Here is a 22,059-nt window from a genome sequence, read left to right on the forward strand (position 1 = left end):
GGATTAGTTTACTAGCGAAAGCGGCAGAGTAAACCTAACATTGAAATTAAAGAGCATCGGTCTTAGCATATAGGGCCATTTAAGAATGGCCTTGTACACTTCGGTTATTATTTATGTGTTGTTTGAATGGACAGTGAAATGCCAGGAAAAGAGCCTGTAGTGCCCTCAGATGCAACGCTGGGTTATACCTTTCAAAATGATTTCCTGGCGCTAAGCCGGGCATTTTCCCTGCCTGAAATTGATTACCACGATATTTCCCGACGCGAGCAGCTGGCTGCGGCGCTGAAACGCTGGCCACTACTGGCAGAATTAGCAGAGAAAAAGTAAAAAGTAAGGACGCCGTCGATGGCTATTCTTGGATTACAGGGCATCCGTGGCGGCGTGGGCACAACGTCGATTGCCGCGTCGCTCGCCTGGGCGCTACAGCTGCTGGGGGAAACGGTGCTGGTGGTTGATGCCAGCCCGGATAACATGCTGCGCTTTTTTTTCAACGTCGATGCTGGCCATCGTGAAGGTTGGGCGCGCGCCTTAATTGACGGCGGCGACTGGCGCGATGCCGGCATGCGCTACACCTCCCATATTGATATTTTGCCCTTCGGTCAGCTGACGCCGGGTGAAAGGGTGCACCTCGACAGGCTCTACCCGACGCTGGATCCCCTGGCCGCTATCGTGCAGCGGCTCGACCAGCAGGGCGATCGTCGCTGGGTGCTGCTCGATTTACCCGCCGATTTTTCCCCGCTGACCCGCTCGCTGCTCGACGTCTGCGACCGTACGCTGGTGGTGGTGCATCCGGACGGCAACAGCCATATTCGCCTGCATCAGCAGGCGCTGGCGGCGAATCGCGATATTCTGATCAACGATCTGCGGGTGGGCAGCCAGCTGCAGGAAGATTTATATCAGCTCTGGCTGGAGAGCCAGCGGCGCATTCTGCCGATCGCCATCCATCGCGATGAGGCGATGGCGGAGTGCCTGGCGGCAAAGCAGCCGCTGGGTGAATATCGGCAGGACTCTCTGGCGGCAGAAGAGATCCTGACCCTTGCCAACTGGTGCCTGCTGCACTACTCCTCCGCCCGGGAGGCGCAATGATGCGCCTGAGCACGCTGCTGCTGGCTCCTCCGGTTGCCGAACGCCTGAGCGAACGCTACGCCGACTATCGCCAGCATGGCGCCTCGTGGCTATCGGCGACGCTGGGCTGCCTGTGGGCGGCGCTGGCGTGGGCGCTGATGCCGCTGGAAACGCCGCGCTGGCAGGCGATCCTCGCCAGGCACGGCGACTATTTCCCGCATATTCATCCCCATCGGCCGCGGCCGCTCGATCCGCTGCGCTACCTGCTGCAGTCGGTATGGCTGCTGGCGACCCGGGTGCCCGAGCCTGAGAAAAAGGTCAACTGGCGCTCGCTGGTGGCCCTTGAAGGCGTGCACGGCCGCTATGCCCAGTGGATGGACCGGCTCCCGGAGAGGGTAAGCACCCGCACCGGTCATCTGGATAAATACAAAGAGCTGGCGCATCTCAATCCAAAGCTGCGCAAGGCGATCCTCAGCGTGGTGGTGGTTTTCTCGCTGATCCTGGCGCTGCTCTGCATCACCCAGCCGTTTAACCCGATTTCGCAGTTTATCTTCCTGCTGCTGCTGTGGGGCGTGGCGCTGCTGGTGCGGCGCATTCCGGGGCGCTTCTCGGCGCTGATGCTCATCGTGCTCTCGCTCACCGTCTCCTGTCGCTATATCTGGTGGCGCTATACCTCGACGCTGAACTGGGACGATCCCGTCAGCCTGGTGTGCGGGCTGGTGCTGCTGTTCGCTGAAACCTACGCCTGGCTGGTGCTGGTGCTGGGGTATTTCCAGGTGATCTGGCCGCTCAACCGTCAGCCGGTGCCGCTGCCCAAAGATATGGCCGAGTGGCCGACGGTCGATATTTTCGTGCCGACCTATAACGAAGACCTCAGCGTGGTGAAAAACACCATTTACGCCTCTCAGGGCATCGACTGGCCGAAAGATAAGCTGAATATCTGGATCCTCGATGACGGCGGGCGGGAAGAGTTTCGCCAGTTTGCCAAAGACGTGGGGGTGCACTACATCGCCCGTGAGACGCACGAGCACGCGAAGGCCGGCAACATCAACAACGCGCTGAAGTATGCCAACGGCGAGTTCGTCTCCATTTTCGACTGCGACCACGTGCCGACGCGCTCTTTCCTGCAGATGACCATGGGCTGGTTCCTGAAGGAGAAAAAGCTGGCGATGATGCAGACGCCGCACCACTTTTTCTCTCCGGACCCGTTTGAACGCAACCTCGGGCGTTTTCGTAAAACCCCGAACGAGGGCACCCTGTTTTATGGCCTCGTGCAGGACGGCAACGATATGTGGGACGCCACCTTCTTCTGCGGCTCCTGCGCGGTGATCCGCCGCGGCCCGCTGGATGAGATCGGCGGTATTGCCGTCGAAACGGTGACCGAAGATGCGCATACCTCCCTGCGCCTGCACCGCCGGGGCCATACCTCCGCCTATATGCGTATTCCGCAGGCCGCCGGGCTGGCGACCGAAAGCCTGTCGGCGCATATCGGCCAGCGTATCCGCTGGGCGCGCGGGATGGTGCAGATTTTCCGTCTCGACAACCCGCTGTTCGGTAAAGGGCTCAAGCTGGCGCAGCGGCTGTGCTACGTCAATGCGATGATGCACTTCCTGTCCGGTATTCCGCGGCTGATCTTCCTGACCGCGCCGCTGGCCTTTTTACTGCTGCACGCCTATATCATCTATGCGCCCGCGCTGATGATCGCGCTCTTCGTGCTGCCGCATATGATTCACGCCAGCCTGACCAACTCGAAGATTCAGGGGAAATATCGCCACTCCTTCTGGAGTGAAATCTACGAAACGGTGCTGGCCTGGTATATTGCGCCGCCGACCTTCGTCGCGCTGATTAATCCGCATAAGGGCAAGTTCAACGTTACCGCGAAGGGCGGTCTGGTAGAGGACGAGTACGTCGACTGGGTTATCTCTCGTCCCTACATCTATCTCGTGCTGCTTAACCTGGTTGGCGTCGGGGTCGGTATCTGGCGCCACTTCTACGGCCCGGAAAACGAAATATTGACCGTGTGGGTCAGCATTGTGTGGGTGTTTTATAACCTGATTATTCTCGGCGGCGCGGTGGCGGTGTCGGTGGAAAGCAAGCAGGTCCGCCGCTCGCACCGCGTGGAAATGAACATGCCGGCGGCGATTGCCCGCGAAGATGGCCACCTCTTCTCCTGCACCGTCCACGACTATTCTGACGGTGGGATAGGGATCAAAATTCACGGTAAAGCGCAGGTCCTGGAAGGGCAGAAGGTCAGCCTGCTGCTCAAACGCGGGCAGCAGGAGTACGTCTTCCCGACGCGGGTAGCCCGCGTGAACGACAGTGAAGTCGGCCTGCAGCTGCTGCCGTTGACCAATAAACAGCATATCGATTTTGTGCAGTGTACGTTTGCCCGCGCCGATACGTGGGCGCTTTGGCAGGATAGCTTCCCGGAAGATAAACCGATGGAAAGCCTGCTGGATATCCTGAAACTGGGGTTCCGTGGATATCGTCACCTGGCGGAGTTCTCTCCGCCGTCGGTGAAGGTTATTTTCCGCTCGCTTACCCTGCTGGTTGCCTGGATAGTCTCGTTTATTCCCCGTCGTCCCGAACGCGCCGCGGCGATACTAACTTCGGAACCAGAAATGGCTCAACAATGATGATAATGCGATGAAAAGAAAACTCTCCTTGATTTGTGCAGTGGCGGTGGGAATGGCTGGCTGGTACCCCTTCGCGTCTTACCCGGAACCAACGGCGGCCATTACTGCGGCGCCGACCGCTGCCGCGCCGCTAACCGCGCCTGAACCCACTCTTGCGCAAGACCAGCCGACGGCGACCGTCGTTGACCCGGCCGCGCCGGTGGTGGTGGCGGAAAATATCCCGACCCGCGACGTCAAGCTGAGCTTTGCCAAAATCGCCCCGGCGCCGGGCAGCATGGTGCTGCGCGGCGCGCGTCCCGATGGCTCGGTGGAATTCGGCATGCGCAGCGACGAGGTGGTGGCTAAGGCGCTGCTGAATCTCGACTATACGCCGTCGCCGTCGCTGCTGCCGGTGCAGTCGCAGCTGAAGGTCTACCTCAACGATGAGCTGATGGGCGTTCTGCCGGTCACCAAAGAGCAGCTGGGTAAAAAGATCAGGGCGCAGATCCCTATCGATCCGCTGTACATCACCGACTTTAACCGCGTGCGCCTCGAGTTTGTCGGCCACTATCGCGACGTTTGTGAGAACCCGGCCAGCAGCACGCTGTGGCTGGACATCGGGCGCGACAGCAACCTGGATCTGACCTACCAGGCGCTGAAGGTGCGCAACGATCTCTCCCATTTCCCGGTGCCGTTCTACGACTCACGGGATAACCGCCCGCTGAACCTGCCGATGGTTTTCGCTTCCGCCCCGGACGCGCGGCAGCAGCAGGCGGCGGCGATTGTCGCCTCCTGGTTTGGCAGCAAGGCCGGCTGGCGCGGCCAGCAGTTCCCGGTCTATTTCAACGCGCTGCCGGATCGCAACGCCATCGTTTTTGCCACCAACGACAGGCGCCCAGATTTCCTGCGCGAGCATCCGCCGGTGAACGCGCCGACCATCGAAATGGTTGACCATCCGGACAACCCGTACGTCAAGCTGCTGGTGGTGCTGGGCCGTGACGATAAGGATCTGCTGCTGGCGGCGAAGGGCATTGCGCAGGGCAATATTCTGTTCCGCGGTAACAGCGTGGTGGTGGACGACGTTAAGCAGCTGCAGGCGCGTAAACCTTACGATGCGCCAAACTGGGTGCGGACCGATCGCGCGGTGACCTTTGCGGAGCTGAAAACCTACGAACAGCAGCTGCAGTCCAGCGGGCTGGTGCCGGACTCGATTAACGTGGCGCTCAACCTGCCGCCGGATCTCTATCTGCTGCGCGCCAACGGCATTGATATGAATCTGAAATATCGCTACACCATGCCGCCGGTCAAAGATAGCTCGCGCATGGACATCAGCCTGAATGACCAGTTCCTGCAGTCCTTCAGCCTCAACAGCTCTCAGGACGTCAACAAGCTGATACTCCGTCTGCCGGTGCTGCAGGGGCTGCTGGACGGTAACTCCGCGGTGACCATTCCGGCGCTGCGCCTGGGCGCCATGAACCAGCTGCGCTTTGATTTCCAGTACATGAATCCGATGCCGGGCGGCTCAATTGATAACTGTATTACCTTCCAGCCGGTACAGAACCACGCGGTGATCGGCGACGACTCGACGATTGATTTCTCGAAGTATTACCACTTTATCACCATGCCGGACCTGCGGGTCTTTGCCAACTCGGGCTTCCCGTATAGCCGGATGGCCGACCTCGCCGAAACCCTGGTGGTGGTGCCGAAAACGCCAACTCAGGGCCAGGTTGCCACCCTGCTGGAGTCCGTTGGCGGCATCAGCGCCCAGACCGGCCTGGCGGCGATCAATATCCAGGTCACCGATGACGGTAGTCAGGTTAAGGGCAAAGACGCCGACCTGCTGCTGATCGGCTCGATTCCACCGGCGCTGAAGGACGATACGCGAATTAACCTGCTGGTTGAGGCGACGAAAAGCTGGGTGAAAATGCCGATGCGCCACTACGAGCTGCCGAGCATTTATCCTGACGATGAAGCCCGGACGCCGAATACGCGCGCGGACATCACCTCTTCCGGCCCGATGGCGGCCATTATTGGCTTCCAGTCGCCGTATCACGACCAGCGTAGCGTCGTGGCGCTGCTGGCGGACAGCGCGCGCGGCAACGAACTGCTCAATGACGCGCTGAACGACAGCGGGAAACGAGCGGCGATGTTTGGTTCGGCGGTGGTCGTTCGTGAATCCGGCGTCAACAGCCTGCGGGTGGGCGACGTCTATTATGTCGGGCATCTGCCGTGGTTTGAGCGCATCTGGTTTGCGCTCTCCAACCATCCGGTGCTGCTGGCTATTCTGGCGGCGGTCAGCATCGTGCTGCTGGCGTGGGTACTGTGGCGCATGCTGCGTATCGTCAGCCGTCGTCGCCTGCACCTGGATGATGAGTAGACCATGATGAATGCGCTACGCGGAGCGGTGATATCGCTGTTGATGCTGGCGGCGGCGCAGGCCAGCGCCGCCTGCCGGTGGCCGGCCTGGGATCAGTTCAGGAAAGAGTACGTCAGTGCCGAAGGTCGCGTGGTTGATCCCAGCGATCCGCGGAAAATCACCACTTCTGAAGGGCAAAGCTATGGCCTGTTCTTCGCCCTGGCGGCCAACGATCGCGATGCGTTCGGCAAGCTGCTGCAGTGGACGCAGAACAACCTCGCTGAGGGCGATCTGCGCGCGCATCTGCCCGGCTGGCTGTGGGGCAAAAAGAGCTATAGCGAGTGGACGATGCTGGACAGCAACTCGGCCTCCGATTCGGATCTGTGGATAGCCTGGTCGCTGCTGGAGGCCGGGCGCCTGTGGCAGATGCCGCAGTACGTTGAGGTGGGGAAAGCGCTGCTGTCGCGCATTGCCGATGAAGAGGTGGCGGACGTGCCGGGGCTGGGGCCGCTGGTGCTGCCGGGGAAGGTTGGCTTTGCCGACGATAAAGGCTGGCGCTTCAATCCCAGCTATCTTCCGCCGCAGCTGGCGAACTATTTTGTCCGCTACGGCGCGCCCTGGCCGAAGCTGCGCGACGGCAATATCCGCCTGCTGCTGGAGACGGCGCCCAAGGGCTTCTCCCCGGACTGGGTACGCTACGAGAAAGAGAAGGGCTGGCAGCTGAAGGCGGATAAACCGATTATCGGCAGCTATGACGCGATCCGCGTCTATCTGTGGGTCGGCATGCTCAACGACGCCGATAAGCAGAAGGCGCGGCTGCTGGCGCATTTTAAACCGATGGCGGAACAGACCATTCGCCAGGGCCTGCCGCCGGAAAAAGTGAATATCGCCACGGCGAAGACCGCAGGAAACGGCCCGGTGGGCTTCTCGGCCGCGCTGCTGCCGTTCTTACAAAATGAGGATGCCCGGGCCGTTCAGCGCCAGCGCGTCAGCGACAACTATCCCGGCGCGGACGCGTACTATAGCGCGGTCCTGACCCTTTTTGGCCAGGGATGGGATCAACATCGTTTTCGCTTTACCGCCGATGGCGAATTACAACCTGACTGGAACCAGGAATGCGCAAGTTCTCACTAACGTTTATCACCCTGGCGCTGGGGGCTGCGCTTCTGCCGCTGGCGCAGGCCGCGACTACGCCTGCTCAGGACCATCTTCTGGAACAGGTGCGGCTGGGGGAAGCGAGCAATCGTGAAGATCTGGTGCGTCAATCGCTGTACCGGCTGGAGCTGATTGACCCGAACAATCCGGACGTTATCTCCGCGCGGATGCGCTATCTGCTGCGCCAGGGCGATACCGATGGGGCAAAGAAACAGCTCGATCGCCTGTCGAAGCTGGCTCCGGACTCGACCGCCCTGAAATCCTCGCGCAGCGAAATGAACCTCAGCACCGGCGACGGACGCCAGGCGCTGCAGCAGGCGCGTCTGCTGGGCGTGTCGGGGCATGTAGAAGAGGGCGTGGCCGCATATGAAAAGCTGTTCGGCGGCGTGCCGCCGGATGAAACGCTCGCCATTGAGTACTGGTCTCTGGTCGCGCGGCTGCCGGCGCGGCATAACGAAGCCGTCCTTGAGCTGAAAAAAATTAACGCCAGCTCCCCGGGCAACGTCGCCCTGCAAACCGCGCTGGCTAAGCTAATGTTTGCCGACAATAAGCCGGATGAAGGTTTTGCCTGGCTAGAGCAGATGTCGCGCTCGGCCGCCGGGCGCAGCACCGCCGCCTCGATATGGTTCGACAAAATAAAAGATATGCCGGTCAGCCGCGCCAGCGTGCAGGCGCTTCAGCGTTTTCTGCTGCTCTTTGCCACCGGCGAATCGGCGGCCAATGCCCGGGTACTGCTCGAGCAGCAGCAGGGGCAGCTCAAAGACCCAACCTTCCTCGCCCGCTCCGAAGGGCTGGCGGCGGTTAAAAGCGATAAACCGGGCCAGGCGGTGGCGGATTTACAGCAGGCCGTTCGCGCGGATGCCAGGGACAGCGACGCCGTGGGCGCGCTGGGCCAGGCCTATTCGCAGCGCGGGGATCGCGCCCGCGCCGTGGCGCAGCTGAATAAAGCGCTTGCCATGGACCCCGATAGTCCGAATCGCGACAAATGGCGCAGCCTGCTGCAGACCAACCGCTACTGGCTGCTGATTAAGCAGGGCGACAGCGCGCTGAAAGCCGGGCAGCTGGCGCAGGCGCAAAACGCCTACGCGCAGGCGCAGCGGGTGGATCGCACCGACAGCTACGCGGTTCTCGGCCTCGGCGACGTGGCCGCCGCGCGCAAGGAGAGCGCCGCGGCGCAGAGCTACTATCAGCGCGCGCTGCGCATGGATCGCGGCAACAGCCTGGCGGTACGCGGGCTGGCGAACCTCTATCGTGCGGAATCGGCGGAAAAAGCCAGCGCCTTTATCGCCGGGCTGACGCCGGCCCAGCGGCGCAGCATTGACGATATTGAGCGCAGCCTGGCTAACGAACGTCTGGAAAAGCAGGCTGAAGCGCTGGAGAGCCAGGGCAACTGGGCGCAGGCTGCGGAAGTGCAGCGTCGACGACTGGCGCTCGACCCCGATAGCGTCTGGATAACTTACCGCCTGTCGCGAGATTTAGTCAGCGCAGGCGAGCGGGCCGAGGCGGATACGCTGATGCGCACGATGGTCAAGCGTAAGCCCGGCGACGCCGATCGGGTCTACGCCTGGGGCCTTTATCTATCCGGAAACGGCCAGGACGAGATGGCCCTTGCGCAGATTAACGCGCTGCCGCGTAGCCAGTGGAGCGATAATATTCGCGAGCTTGAGGCGCGCCTGCAGAGCGATAATATTCTGCGTCAGGCCAACGGGCTGCGCGAGGCGGGCGAGGAAGAGCAGGCGATTGCGCTGATTAAGCAGCAGCCCGCATCGGTGCGCTACGATCTGACCCTCGCCGACTGGGCGCAGCAGCGCGGCGACGAGCAGACGGCGATCCTCCAGTACAACGCGGCGTTGAGCAAAGAGGCCAACAACGGCGACGCGCGCCTGGGGCTGGCGGAAGTCTACCTTGCCGAGGGCGACAAAAACGCCGCCCGCGCGCAGGTCGCGCAGCTGAAGGGCGAGGACGCCGAATCGATCAATATGCAGCGGCGCGTCGCGCTGGCCGAGGCCGGACTGGGCAACGCGGCGCAGGCGCAGCAGATCTTTAGCCGTATCACCGCCCGGGCGAAAGCGCAGCCGCCGTCGATGGAGAGCGCGCTGGTGCTGCGCGATGCGGCGCGTTTTCAGGCGCAAAACGGCCAGCCGCAGCAGGCGCTGGAAAGCTATAAAGACGCGATGGTGGCCTCCGGCGTGGCGACGGCTCGTCCGCAGGATAACGACGCCTTCACCCGCCTCACCCGCAACGACGCGAAGGACGACTGGCTTAAGCGCGGGATCCGCAGCGACGCGGCGGATCTTTATCGCCAGCAGGATCTTAACGTCACGCTGGAGCATGATTACTGGGGATCCAGCGGTACCGGCGGCTATTCCGATTTAAAAGCCCAAACGACGATGCTGCACGTGGATGCGCCGCTGGCCGACGGCCGGATGTTCTTCCGCACCGATTTGGTCAATATGAACGCCGGCAGCTTCTCAACCAACGGCGACGGCAGCTATTCGCCGAGCTGGGGCACCTGCGGCGAGATTGCCTGCACCAGCGGTAGCCTTCACCAGAGCGACGGCGGGGCGAGCGTGGCGGTCGGGTGGAAGAACGACACCTGGAGCGGCGACATCGGCACCACGCCGATGGGCTTTAACGTCGTCGATGTCGTCGGTGGTCTGAGCTACAGCGACGATCTTGGCCCGCTGGGCTACACCCTCAATCTGCACCGTCGGCCGATTTCCAGCTCCCTGCTGGCGTTTGGCGGGCAGAAGGACAGCGCCAGCCATACTGGTAAAACCTGGGGCGGGGTGCGCGCCGACGGCGGCGGCGTCAGCCTGAGCTACGACAAAGGGGAAGCCAACGGCGTCTGGTCTTCGCTGGGGGCCGACCAGCTCACCGGCAAAAACGTCGCCGACAACTGGCGCGTGCGCTGGATGACCGGCTACTACTATAAAGTTATCAACGAAGATAACCGCCGCGTGACGGTCGGTCTGAGCAATATGCTCTGGCACTATGACAAGGATCTCAGCGGCTATACTCTGGGACAGGGCGGCTACTATAGCCCGCAGGAGTACGTCTCTTTCGCCGTGCCGGTGACCTGGCGCCAGCGTACCGAAAACTGGTCGTGGGAGCTTGGCGGCTCCGTCTCCTGGTCACACTCGCGGACGAAAACCCAGGCGCGCTATCCGCTGCTGAACCTCATTCCCTCTGAGTATCGCGCCGATGCCAGCCAGCTCAGCGAGGAGGGCAGCAGCAGCCAGGGCTTCGGCTACACCGCCCGGGCGCTGGTCGAACGGCGGGTGACCGGCAACTGGTTCGTGGGCGCGGCGGTTGATATCCAGCAGGCCAAGGACTACACCCCGAGCCACGCGCTGCTCTACGTTCGCTACTCGGCCTCCGGCTGGCAGGGCGATATGAATATGCCGCCGCAGCCGCTGGTTCCCTACGCTGATTGGTAGCAGAATAGGCTGAATTACGCGATCAACCGTCACTCCACCCCCGTGTTCGCGTATACTCGTCGTACTTCGCGCCGTGGGGGGCATCCCCCCGTTCGCGCTGCGCTAATCGCGACGCCGGCCCGGCGTGTCCGCAAGCCCGGGGGCGGTGCCTGGCACCCGTCCTGGTGACCCGCCTGGCGCTCTCTGTCGGGCGTTTACGCGCTATTTCGCAGAGACAATCAGCCGCAAAATACCGGCGTTGATGGACGAAATCCGGACAGTATTCAGTATCAGTGGAGAACACAGTTGCGCGTCAGCCGCTCACTTACAATTAAACAGATGGCGATGGTCGCAGGCGTGTCCATGGCATTTGTATTGGTCTTTTGCTCTATTTTACTCTTTCACTTTGTGCAACAGAGTCGCTTTACTACGGCCACGCAGTTAGAAAGCATCGCCCGTTCCGTTCGCGAGCCGCTCTCTGCGGCGATCCTGAAGGCGGATATTCCTGAGGCGGAAGCCATTCTCGGTCGTATCCAGCCCGCCGGCATCGTCAGCCGGGCGGACGTGGTGCTGCCGAACCAGTTCCAGGCGCTGCGGATGCGATTTATCCCCGAGCGCCCGGTTCCGGTCATGATTACCCGCATGTTTGAGCTGCCGGTACAGATATCGCTGCCGATATATTCCCAGGAACGACCCGCTAACCCGCAGCCGCTTGCCTATCTGGTGCTGCAGGCCGACTCGTACCAGATGTATAAATTCGTGATGAGTACGCTTTCTACGTTAGTGACTGCTTACTTTCTGCTGGTGCTGGTTCTGACGGTGGCGATCACCTGGTGCATCAACCGCCTGATCGTCCGTCCGCTGCGTAAGGTGGCGCGTGAACTTAACGACGTCCCGCAGCAGGAGCGTCTCGGGCATCAGCTGACGCTGCCGCGGCTGCATCACGATGATGAGATAGGCATGCTGGTGCGCAGCTACAATCGCAACCAGCAAACCCTGCTGCGCCGGCACGATGAGCTCTCTTTACAGTCCACCCGCTTTCCGGTCTCCGACCTGCCGAATAAGGCCTTCCTGATGGCGCTGCTTGAGCAGGCGGTCGCCCGCCCGCAAACCTCGGCGCTGCTGGTGGTCGCCTGCGAAACGCTGCAGGACACCGCCGGCGTCCTGAAGGAGGCCCAGCGCGAAATACTGCTGCTGACTCTGGTGGAAAAGCTGCGGGCAATCATCCCCTCGCGTATGGTGCTGGCGCAGGTCAGCGGCTATGACTTTGCGATTCTGGCCAGCGGCATTACCGAGCCCTGGCAGGCGGTGACGTTAAGTAAGCAAGTGCTCACTGCAATCAGCGAGCGTCTGCCGCTGCACGGCATCCAGCTCCGCCCCTGCGCCAGCGTCGGAATTGCGATGTTTAACGGCGAGCTGAGCGCGGAGCAGCTCTACCGACGTGCGGTTTCCGCCGCCGTCGCCGCGCGGCGCAAAGGTAAAAACCAGATTGAGTTCTTCGATCCGCAGCAGATGGAGAAGGCCCAGCGCCGGCTGATGGAAGAGCACGATATTCTGGCGGCGCTGGATAATCAGCGTTTCGCCATCTGGCTGCAGCCGCAGGTGAATATCGCCAGCGGCGAAGTGTGCGGCGCGGAGGTTCTGCTGCGCCAGCGCCAGGAGGACGGCAGCTGGCTGCTGCCGCCGGATCTGATTGAACGCATTGAGGCCTGCGGGCTGATTGTCCCGGTCGGCTACTGGGTGATGGAAGAGGCCTGTCGCCAGCTTGCGGCATGGCAAAGCCAGGGCATTATGCTGCCGCTATCGGTGAACGTGTCGCTGCTGCAGCTGCTGCATCACGACCGGGGCGCAGAGATGCTGACCCTGCTCTCGCGCTACCGCATTGCGCCAGGCACGCTGGTTATCGAAATTACCGAAAGCCGCCGGCTGGACGATCCGCGGACGGTGGTCTCCCTGCTGCGCCCGCTGCGCGAAGCGGGGGTGCGCATCGCCCTCGATGATTTTGGCATGGGTTACGCCGGGTTGCGCCAGCTCCAGCATATGAAGTCGCTGCCGGTCGATATCCTGAAAATCGATAAGGCCTTCATCGATATGCTGCCCGAAGATACCAGCATGGTGCCGGCGATTATTCAGCTGGCGCGCGGTCTTAACCTGCGCATCGTGGCGGAAGGCGTTGAGAGAGAGGAGCAGCACCGGTGGCTGCAGGAGGCCGGCGTCGATATCGGCCAGGGCTACCTCTTCGGTTGCGCCTTACCGCAGGAGGCGTTTGCGGCGCAGTTTTTGTCGGTGAACGAAGAGGGTGCAAGCCTGTAACGGGAGGCTGACTTGTGCGAGTCAGCTCTAAGTTTTTAACAATTCCGTTGCAATTTCGCGCTTAGTTATTTCTGAAATGTTTCCCGGGTGTTACTTTTAAGCCACAGACGACCTATAACCCTTCCAGGTCTGTGGTTATACCCAAAGGACACCCTATGAAAACCTCTCTCTTCAAAAGCCTCTATTTTCAGGTTTTGTCGGCCATTGCGATCGGTATTCTGCTGGGCCATTTCTACCCGGAACTGGGCGCGCAGATGAAACCCCTCGGCGACGCCTTTGTTAAACTGATTAAAATGGTTATTGCACCGGTTATCTTCTGCACCGTCGTGACGGGGATTGCCGGGATGGAAAGCATGAAGGCCGTTGGCCGTACCGGTGCGGTAGCGCTGCTCTATTTTGAAGTTGTCAGTACCCTTGCGCTGATTATCGGGCTTATCATCGTCAACGTGGTGCAACCCGGCGGCGGCATGAACGTCGATCCGGCCACCCTGGATGCGAAGGCGGTGGCGGTCTACGCCGAGCAGGCAAAAGATCAGGGCATTGTCGCCTTCCTGCTGGATATTATTCCCGGCAGCGTGATCGGCGCTTTCGCCAGCGGCAACATCCTGCAGGTGCTGATGTTTGCGGTGCTGTTTGGTTTTGCCCTGCATCGTCTGGGCAGCAAGGGCCAGCTGATTTTTAACGTTATCGAAAGCTTCTCGCAGGTGATCTTCGGCATCATCAACATGATTATGCGCCTCGCGCCGATCGGCGCCTTCGGGGCGATGGCCTTTACCATCGGCAAATACGGCGTCGGCACCCTCGTGCAGCTGGGCCAGCTGATCGTCTGCTTCTACATTACCTGTATTCTGTTTGTGGTCGTGGTGCTGGGCACCATCGCGCGGATCACCGGCTTTAGCATCTTTAAATTTATCCGCTATATCCGCGAAGAGCTGCTGATTGTTCTCGGGACCTCCTCGTCCGAATCGGCGCTGCCGCGCATGCTGGATAAGATGGAGAAGCTGGGCTGTCGCAAATCGGTAGTGGGTCTGGTGATCCCCACCGGCTACTCGTTCAACCTTGACGGCACCTCCATCTACCTGACGATGGCGGCGGTATTTATCGCTCAGGCGACCAACAGCCATATGGATATTTTCCACCAGATAACGCTGCTGGTGGTGCTGCTGCTCTCCTCGAAAGGCGCCGCCGGCGTCACCGGCAGCGGTTTTATCGTCCTTGCAGCCACCATTTCTGCCGTGGGCCATCTGCCGGTTGCCGGTCTGGCGCTGATCCTCGGTATCGACCGCTTTATGTCCGAGGCGCGCGCGCTGACCAACCTCGTGGGCAACGGCGTGGCGACTATCGTGGTGGCGAAATGGGTGAAAGAGCTGGATTCCCAACAGCTGGATGATGTCCTTAATAACCGCACTCCGGCGAACAAATCGCACGAATTATCCTCTTAAATCCATCTGTTAGGCCCGTTGCTCTTGCTGGACTCCGGGCTCCTGCGCATAATTAGGTATCGCTCCCCGGGGTTGGGGAGTGATACTAAATGATTATTTTACGTCTCCGTGCGACATTTTCCTCTCCGCGTGGTCTAACCGACGTACTTACTCACCATATTTTTTGGCAGCCCTTCAGCGGGCTGCTTTTGTAACCAGGAATGTTCATCAGGGGTTCACATGCAGGGCACAAAAATTCAACTCTTAACGGGTGGTTTGCTGATGATGGCAGCGGCCGGTTATGTGCAAGCAGAAGCGCTCCAGCCGGACCCGGCCTGGCAACAGGGGACTCTCGCCAACGGACTTCAGTGGCAGGTTTTAGCCACTCCGCAGCGTCCTAGCGATCGTATTGAAGTCCGCCTGTTCGTCAATATTGGCTCGCTGAGTGAAAGCACTCAGCAGAGCGGTTTTAGCCACTTTATTCCCCGCCTGGCCTTAACGCAGAGCGGCAGCCTTCCGACGATGCAGGCGCGCTCCCTGTGGCAGCAGAGCATCGATCCGAATCGTCCGCTACCGCCGGCGATCGTCTCCTATAGCTACACCATGTTTAACCTCAGCCTGCCGAATAACCGCAACGACCTGCTGAAAGAGGCGCTGAGCTGGCTGGCCGACGCCAGCGGGAAGCTAACGGTGACGCCTGAAGCGGTGAATCACGCCCTGCAGGGTGGCGACATGGTCGCGACCTGGCCGCTGGATACCAAAGAGGGCTGGTGGCGCTACCGGCTGAAAGGTTCCACCATGCTGGGGCATGACCCCGCCGCGCCGCTGAAAACCCCGGTCGACGTTGCGCAGCTGAAAGAGTTTTATCAGAAATGGTACACCCCGGACGCCATGACGCTGATCGTCGTGGGCAACGTTGATAGCCGTAACGTAGCGGAGCAGATCGGCAAAAACTTCGGCGAGCTGAAGGGCAAACGAGAAACGCCGGCCGCGGTGCCGACGCTGGCTCCGCTGCCGACGACGCCGGTGAGCATCATGACCGATACCGTGCGTCAGGATAAGCTGTCGATCATGTGGGACGCTCCGTGGCAGCCTATTCGCGATTCGGTGGCGCTGCAGCACTACTGGCGCGACGATCTGGCCCGCGAGGCGCTGTTCTGGCACGTGCAGCAGAACCTGAGCAAAAACAATATCAAAGACGTGAACCTCGGCTTTGATTGCCGGGTGCTGTACCAGCGCGCCCAGTGCGCGATCAACATTGAATCGCCGGGCAACAAGCTCAATGCGAACCTGATTGCGGTGTCCCGCGAGCTGGCGAAGGTCCGCGATAACGGTTTACCGCAGGATGAGTTCGATACCCTGATTGCGCAGAAAAAGCTCGAGCTGCAAAAGCTCTTCGCCACCTACGCGCGTACCGATACCGATATTCTAATCAGCCAGCGCATCCGCTCGCTGCAGAATCAGGTGGTGGATATCGCACCGGAGCAGTATCAGAAGCTGCGTCAGGAGTTTCTTGATTCTCTGACCGTCGATATGCTGAATCAGTATCTGCGTCAGCAGCTGTCGCAGGATATGGCTCTGGTGCTGCAGCAGCCGCAGGGAGAGCCGGAATATAACATGAAGGATCTGAAGGCGACGTGGGAGAAGCTGATGGTGCCAGTGCCAACGGCGACGACGACGGCCGGAAGCGGCGAGGCTGCCGAGGCGCGCAGCGACGCGACGGATATTCCCCCCGCCCAGTAGGCCCGGTTGACGAGGCTCTTCCCGGGCTGCGGCATCGATGGCGCAGCCCGGGCGAAGGTTACTGCGGCATCGCGTCGCGCGGAATAATCGCCCCGCGATACTGAATGACCGTGCTGGCGGTCAGGTGCCCGCGGACGGCGGCGGACCGGGCGTCACCGCCGGTCAGGCGCACGGCGAGGTAGCCGGCGCTGAACGAATCGCCGGCGGCAGTGGTATCAACCACCTTCTCTTTCGGCAGCTTGACGGCAGGGATCTCCTGCTGCGGCTCGCCGACAATCGACACCAGGCACGAGTCGGCCCCGCGTTTTACCACCACCTCTTTGACGCCGGCGGCATGCGTGCGGGCAATCACTTCTGCTACCGGTTTTTCACCCCATAGCGCATCTTCGTCGTCCAGCGTCAGGAAGGCGATATCGGTGCAGGTCAGCATTTGCTGATAAACCCGCTGAGTCTCTTCTTTGCTGGCCCACAGGCGCGGGCGGTAGTTGTTGTCGAATATCACCTGCCCGCCGTTAGCGCGACATTCGCACAGCAGCGTAAGCAGCTTCTCGCGGCTCTGCGGGCTGAGAATGGCGAGGCTAATTCCGCTGAGATAGAGGTAGTCAAAGGTCGCCAGCTCTTCGCAGATCGCGGCAGACTGCTCGCTCTCCAGCCAGAATTTTGCCGCCGCTTCGTTGCGCCAGTAGTAAAACGTCCGCTCGCCGGTATCGTCGGTTTCGATGTAGTAGAGTCCCGGCAGACGATCGGCCATACGCTGGATAAGATCGGTTTTGACCTCCTCAGCCTGCCAGGATTCCAGCATCTGCTGGCTGAAGGCGTCCGTCCCCAGCGCGGTAACGTAGTGCACGGCGAGCGCGCTGGCGTCGGTCTGACGCGCAATATAGACCGAGGTATTTAAGGTATCGCCGCCAAATCCACGGTTTACCGCCGCGTTTTTCTCTGACAGCTCAATCATACATTCGCCGATAACGGCAATTTTTTTAGACATCATCATGACCTGGGATTAAATCGGAATTAGCGCTAGTGTGCGCCGCGTCGTTTTTATGGTCAACCATATTAAAACATCGTTCCATTATTTTTTTGACATCAGGCACGTAATGTGACGAAAGGCGCATTTGTCGGAGAAAGATGCGCTTTTCAACTATATTCAGGACTGACGAGGAGCAAAGGAGCTGAGAGGGTATGACCACAACCCGCAAGACGATTGCCATTATCTCGGGAACGATAGTCTTACTTATCGTTGTGTTTTTCATCGTACTGGCGACCTTCGACTGGAACCGCCTGAAGCCCACGATTAACCAGAAGGTCTCCGCCGAGCTGAACCGGCCGTTTGCCATTCGCGGCGACCTCGGCGTGGTCTGGGAGCGCCAGCGCGACGAGCGGGGCTGGCGGAGCTGGGTGCCCTGGCCCCACGTCCATGCCGAAGATATTGTCCTCGGCAACCCGCCTGATATCCCCCAGGTTACGATGGTGCACCTGCCGCGCGTCGAAGCCACGCTGGCGCCACTGTCGCTGCTGAGCAAAACGGTCTATCTGCCGTGGATTAAGCTGCAGCAGCCCGATGCCCGGCTGATCAGGCTCTCTGAGAAAACCAATAACTGGACCTTTACCCTCGGATCGGACGACGCTGCGGCCAGCCAGGCCGCGCCATCCGACTGGTCTTTCCGGCTGGATAACATCCTCTTCGATCGCGGACGGATCGCCATTATCGACAAGGTGACGCGCGCCGATATTACCCTGACGGTCGATCCGCTGGGCAAACCGCTGCCGTTTAGCGAAGTCACCGGCACGGAAGGCAAAGAGGCGCCAAAGAGGGTGGCGGACTACGTTTTTGGGCTGACGGCTAAGGGGAGCTATCGTGACCAGCCGCTCTCCGGCAGCGGTAAAATTGGCGGCATGCTGGCGCTGCGCAGCGAAGGGACGCCGTTCCCGCTGCAGGGCGACTTCCGCTCCGGCAATACCCGGGTGGCCTTTAGCGGGACGGTGAGCGATCCGCTGAGCCTGGGCGGCGTCGATTTACGCCTGAAGTTCTCCGGCGATTCGCTGGGGGATTTATACGATCTCACCGGAATCGTCCTGCCGGATACGCCGGCGTTCTCCACCGACGGGCGCCTGAGGGCGACTTTCAATCAGCAGGGCGGGTCGCGCTTTAGCTATCGCGATTTCAACGGCCGGATCGGCGAAAGCGACATTCACGGCTCCCTGACCTACGCCACCGGCAAGCCGCGGCCGAAGCTGGAGGGCGACGTTGAATCCCGCCAGCTGCGCCTGGCGGACCTCGGGCCGCTGATTGGCGTGAACTCCGGGAGTAAGGCGAGCAAAACCGAGCAGCGTAAAGGCGAAGCTACGCCGCAGCCGGCCGGGAAAGTCCTGCCTTACGATCGCTTTGAGACCGACAAGTGGCAGCTGATGGATGCCGATGTCCGCTTCAAGGGGCGGCGAATTGAGCACGGCGGCACGTTACCGATTAGCGACCTCAGCACCCACGTTATCCTTGAGCGCGGCGACCTGCGCCTGCAGCCGCTGCGCTTCGGCCTCGCCAACGGCACGATCGCCGGCAGCCTGCATCTGCAGGGCGATAAAAAGCCGCTGCAGGGCAGCGCTAACCTGCAGGCCAGGCGCCTGAAGCTCAAGGCGCTGATGCCGAACGTGGAGATGATGCAAAAGACCCTCGGCGAGATGAACGGCGATATGCAGCTGCGCGGCACCGGTAACTCGGTGGCGGCGCTGCTGGGCAACAGCAACGGCAATATCAAGCTGCTGATGAACGATGGCCTGATTAGCCGAAACCTGATGGAAATTCTGGGGCTGAACGTCGGTAACTATCTTATCGGGCAGATCTTTGGCGACGACGAGGTGCGGGTAAACTGCGCGGCGGCGAACGTTGACGTGGTTAACGGCGTCGCGCGGCCGCAGATCTTTGCCTTTGATACCGAAAATGCGCTGATTAACGTCACCGGGACCGCCAGCTTCGCCTCGGAGCAGCTCGACCTAACCATCGACCCCGAAAGCAAGGGGCTGCGCATTATTACCCTGCGCTCGCCGCTGTACGTGCGCGGCACGTTTAAATCCCCGGATGCCGGAGTGAAGGTGGGGCCGCTGATTGCGCGCGGTGCGGTAGCGGCCGCGCTGGCAACGCTGGTCACCCCGGCTGCGGCGCTGCTGGCGCTGGTATCGCCGGCGGAGGGCGAAGCCAACCAGTGTCAGACGATTTTGTCGCAGATGAAAAAGTAGGCGCAGAGGAGAAGGTGCCCGGCGCGGCGCGCCGGGCAGCAAAGGATTACAGCGACTGGTGGCGAGTTTCGTGGGTCAGCAGCAGCGCAATCAGCGTCAGCGCGGCCATCGACGCCAGGTAGAGCCCTACCGCCGTCAGGCCGTAGTTGCCCTGCAGCCAGGCGGCAATATACGGCGCGACGGAGGCGCCAAGAATCGACGACACGTTATAAGAGAATGATGCGCCGGTGTAGCGTACTTCCGTCGGGAACAGCTCCGGCAGCAGGGCGCCCATCGGACCGAAGGTCAGCCCCATCAGGCTCAAACCAATCAGCAGAAACGCGAAGACCAGCACCGGCTGACCGGAACCCAGCAGCGGCTTAAAGGCGAACAGGGCAAAGAGAATAATCATTGAGGTAATGACGATCATGCTCTTACGACGGCCAAACGCGTCCGCCAGCAGGCCGGCAATCGGCACCATCACGCCAAAGCCAATCACCGCCATCATCAGCATCCACAGCACTTCGTTACGCGGCAGACCGAGTCCCACCGGCGCAGCACCGGTGCTGAAGGTCATGGAGTAGACGGTCATGATATAGAACAGGGTATAGGTAGCCAGCATGATAAAGGTGCCGAGTACGGTCACCCGCACGTGCTTAGTCAGCAGCGTCCCCAGCGGAATTTTCACCTGCTTCTTCGCCGCGGCGATTTTGGCAAAGACCGGCGTTTCATGCAGCGAAACGCGGACGTACAGCCCGATAATCACCAGCACGGCGGAGAAGATAAACGGCACGCGCCAGCCCCATTCCATAAACTGCTGGTCGGTCAGCAGCCAGGAGAGCAGCAGGAAGGTGCCGTTTGCGAAGAAGAAGCCGATCGGCGCGCCCAGCTGCGGGAAGGAGCCGTACAGCGCGCGTTTGCGCGGCGGGGCGTTCTCGGTGGCCAGCAGCGCCGCGCCGCCCCATTCGCCGCCAAGGCCCAGCCCCTGACCAAAGCGCGCCAGCGCCAGCAGCATCGGAGCCAGAATGCCAATGCTCTCATAGCCCGGCAGCAGGCCGATGACTACGGTAGAGATCCCCATGGTCAGCAGCGAGGCGACCAGCGTCACCTTACGACCGACGCGATCGCCGAAGTGGCCGAACAGCGCTGAGCCAATCGGACGGGCGACGAAGGCAATAGCGAAGGTTGCCAGCGACTGTAGCGTCGCGGCGGCCGGGTCACCCTGCGGGAAGAAGATATGCGGAAACACGATAACCGCGGCGGTGGCGTAGATGTAGAAGTCGAAGAACTCAATGGCGGTGCCGATGAGTGAGGCAACGACGACCTTATTGCGCGAGTTAACCGGTGCGGTTTCCTGCGCCTTGTCGAGCGTGGTGGCTGTGGCTTGCATAGATCTTTCTTATTTTTAGCGAACGAAAGGCCATATAGCCACAGCAAAAGCGACATTTCAATCTGTAACAGGGCGCGGGAGAGGTCAAAAAACGGGCAAAAAGCGGATAATTTGTGTGCCTGAAAAATAACTTCTATGAAATGCTTCACATAAATAAAACAATGGCAGATAAAACCAGGTTTAGGTTAAATAAAAGTTACACGTTGGATTTATCTGCTGAAATGATGGATCGGGCTGAATGATACCTCTCCATTCAGCCCGAACCGGCATCAATCGTGGGTTTTCCCCGGCATCCGGCGGTCGTCTTTATACTCGGCGGTGGCAATCCACGCCGCGCAGAACAGCGTCAGGCGCGCGAAGAAATAGAAAAAGGCCATCAGTCCTAAAACGGAGCCAAACGCGGCGCCCGAAGGGGACTTCACCAGCGCCGGCAGCGTCCAGGTCATCACGATTTTGATCACCTCAAAGCCGATTGCCGCAATCATCGTGCCGCGTATCAGCGCCTTGCGCCGCGGTCGGTGGCGCGGCAGGCGCCAGAATATCCAGAAAAACAGCAGGTAGTTGGCGAAAATTGAGATCGCCAGGCCAATTAGCCGCCAGGCCGGTTTTAACCACTCAATATTATCGAGATACAGCGCGGAGATAATGGTCTGCTGCGCGGCGCCGGCAATGGAGGTAATGGAGAGGGTAATAATCAGGGCGACCAGCAGACCAATCAGCGAAATAAAGTCGCGGAAGTATTTTACCCAGATTTTTTCCTGATCCTGCGGCGTACGCTCCCAGACGTCGCGGGACTGGGCGCGGATGGCTTCCCGCAGGTTGCCCATCCAGTTAATGCCGGAATAAAGCGCGACCAGCAGCCCGACCAGGCCGACGGTAGTGCGCTGCTGAACCGCGGTATTGATGGTGTTCTTCAGCGTCGCCGCCAGCGTCGGATCGCTGACGTTGAGCAGGATTTTATCGAAGATATCCTGCAGCAGCGTTGGATGCCAGGTGAGGACAAAGCCGGCGGCGGCGAAGGAGACCATCAGTATCGGGATCATCGACAGAAACGAGAAGTAGGTGATGGCCGCGCCGAACTGATTGCCCAGGCGGTCGTTAAAGCGTTCGGCCGCGCGGATCAGGTGCGCAATAATCGGATTTCGCTGGACCTTTTCCGCCGTCCCGGTCACGCTTTTCAGCGCCTGGTTCGCTTTCTGTCCCACGGCGGATTCGTTGATGGCGGCCAGCTTGCTTTTACTTTTTTCCGGCTGCTGGCCCGGATCCTGGGTCGGGCGTGTGGCGTCGTTTTCCGGTGTCATTAGTTATTTCTTCCTTTTTTTACAGCGAGATTCAGCAAAAATTATATACGCAAAACGCCGGTTGCGGC

Annotated in this window: 13 protein-coding genes; 10 read left to right on the forward strand and 3 right to left on the reverse strand. The window is 60.5% G+C overall.

Annotated elements, in window-relative coordinates; translation table 11 throughout:
* Positions 1–138: 138 nt before the first annotated feature.
* The 9 genes from bcsR (at position 139) to MMW58_RS01075 (ending at position 16,087) form a co-directional block, all read left to right on the forward strand.
* Entirely contained in the window at positions 139–327 is a 189-nt protein-coding gene (bcsR, locus tag MMW58_RS01035) for a cellulose biosynthesis protein BcsR (protein WP_071844861.1), read from the forward strand.
* A gap of 18 nt (positions 328–345) precedes the next feature.
* The gene (gene bcsQ, locus MMW58_RS01040) at positions 346–1,086 is read left to right on the forward strand and encodes a cellulose biosynthesis protein BcsQ (protein WP_241722620.1); all 741 of its coding nucleotides are present in this window, start codon (positions 346–348) and stop codon (positions 1,084–1,086) included.
* A complete protein-coding gene (gene bcsA / locus MMW58_RS01045; protein ID WP_241722621.1) occupies positions 1,083–3,701 on the forward strand; it encodes a UDP-forming cellulose synthase catalytic subunit in 2,619 nt (872 codons plus the stop codon). Before bcsQ ends, bcsA begins: the two co-directional genes overlap by 4 nt.
* Before the next feature lie 10 nt (positions 3,702–3,711).
* Positions 3,712–6,057 carry a cellulose biosynthesis cyclic di-GMP-binding regulatory protein BcsB gene (gene bcsB, locus MMW58_RS01050; RefSeq protein WP_241722622.1) on the forward strand — a complete coding sequence of 782 codons (2,346 nt, stop codon included), beginning with the start codon at positions 3,712–3,714 and terminating at the stop codon, positions 6,055–6,057.
* Positions 6,058–6,060: 3 nt separating this feature from the next.
* Positions 6,061–7,170, forward strand: a complete 1,110-nt coding sequence (gene bcsZ / locus MMW58_RS01055; RefSeq protein WP_241722623.1) for a cellulose synthase complex periplasmic endoglucanase BcsZ — start codon at positions 6,061–6,063, stop codon at positions 7,168–7,170.
* On the forward strand, positions 7,152–10,631 hold the full coding sequence (bcsC, locus tag MMW58_RS01060) for a cellulose synthase complex outer membrane protein BcsC (protein ID WP_241722624.1): 3,480 nt from the start codon (positions 7,152–7,154) through the stop codon (positions 10,629–10,631). Before bcsZ ends, bcsC begins: the two co-directional genes overlap by 19 nt.
* Positions 10,632–10,916: 285 nt before the next feature.
* Positions 10,917–12,923, forward strand: a complete 2,007-nt coding sequence (hmsP, locus tag MMW58_RS01065) for a biofilm formation regulator HmsP (protein WP_241722625.1) — start codon at positions 10,917–10,919, stop codon at positions 12,921–12,923.
* Positions 12,924–13,078: 155 nt separating this feature from the next.
* On the forward strand, positions 13,079–14,365 hold the full coding sequence (locus MMW58_RS01070; RefSeq protein WP_076946222.1) for a dicarboxylate/amino acid:cation symporter: 1,287 nt from the start codon (positions 13,079–13,081) through the stop codon (positions 14,363–14,365).
* 219 nt (positions 14,366–14,584) lie between these two features.
* Positions 14,585–16,087 carry a M16 family metallopeptidase gene (locus tag MMW58_RS01075; RefSeq protein WP_133600129.1) on the forward strand — a complete coding sequence of 501 codons (1,503 nt, stop codon included), beginning with the start codon at positions 14,585–14,587 and terminating at the stop codon, positions 16,085–16,087.
* A gap of 58 nt (positions 16,088–16,145) precedes the next feature.
* On the opposite strand, the gene kdgK is transcribed toward MMW58_RS01075, so the two are convergent.
* Positions 16,146–17,075, reverse strand: coding sequence for a 2-dehydro-3-deoxygluconokinase (kdgK, locus tag MMW58_RS01080; protein WP_241723678.1), 930 nt, complete (start codon positions 17,073–17,075; stop codon positions 16,146–16,148).
* Positions 17,076–17,269: 194 nt separating this feature from the next.
* Between kdgK and MMW58_RS01085 the strand changes: the two genes are divergently transcribed.
* Positions 17,270–19,321: an AsmA family protein gene (locus tag MMW58_RS01085; RefSeq protein ID WP_241722626.1), complete on the forward strand. Its 2,052-nt coding sequence runs from the start codon at positions 17,270–17,272 to the stop codon at positions 19,319–19,321.
* Positions 19,322–19,367: 46 nt separating this feature from the next.
* Here the strand turns inward: MMW58_RS01085 and MMW58_RS01090 are convergent, their stop codons facing one another.
* Entirely contained in the window at positions 19,368–20,690 is a 1,323-nt protein-coding gene (locus tag MMW58_RS01090; protein ID WP_045853937.1) for an MFS transporter, read from the reverse strand.
* Between the two features lie 269 nt (positions 20,691–20,959).
* On the reverse strand, positions 20,960–21,991 hold the full coding sequence (gene yhjD / locus MMW58_RS01095; RefSeq protein ID WP_133600126.1) for an inner membrane protein YhjD: 1,032 nt from the start codon (positions 21,989–21,991) through the stop codon (positions 20,960–20,962).
* Positions 21,992–22,059 lie beyond the last annotated feature (68 nt).

This window comes from Klebsiella sp. HC6 (assembly GCF_022605325.1).
GTDB classification, from domain to species: domain Bacteria; phylum Pseudomonadota; class Gammaproteobacteria; order Enterobacterales; family Enterobacteriaceae; genus Klebsiella; species Klebsiella terrigena.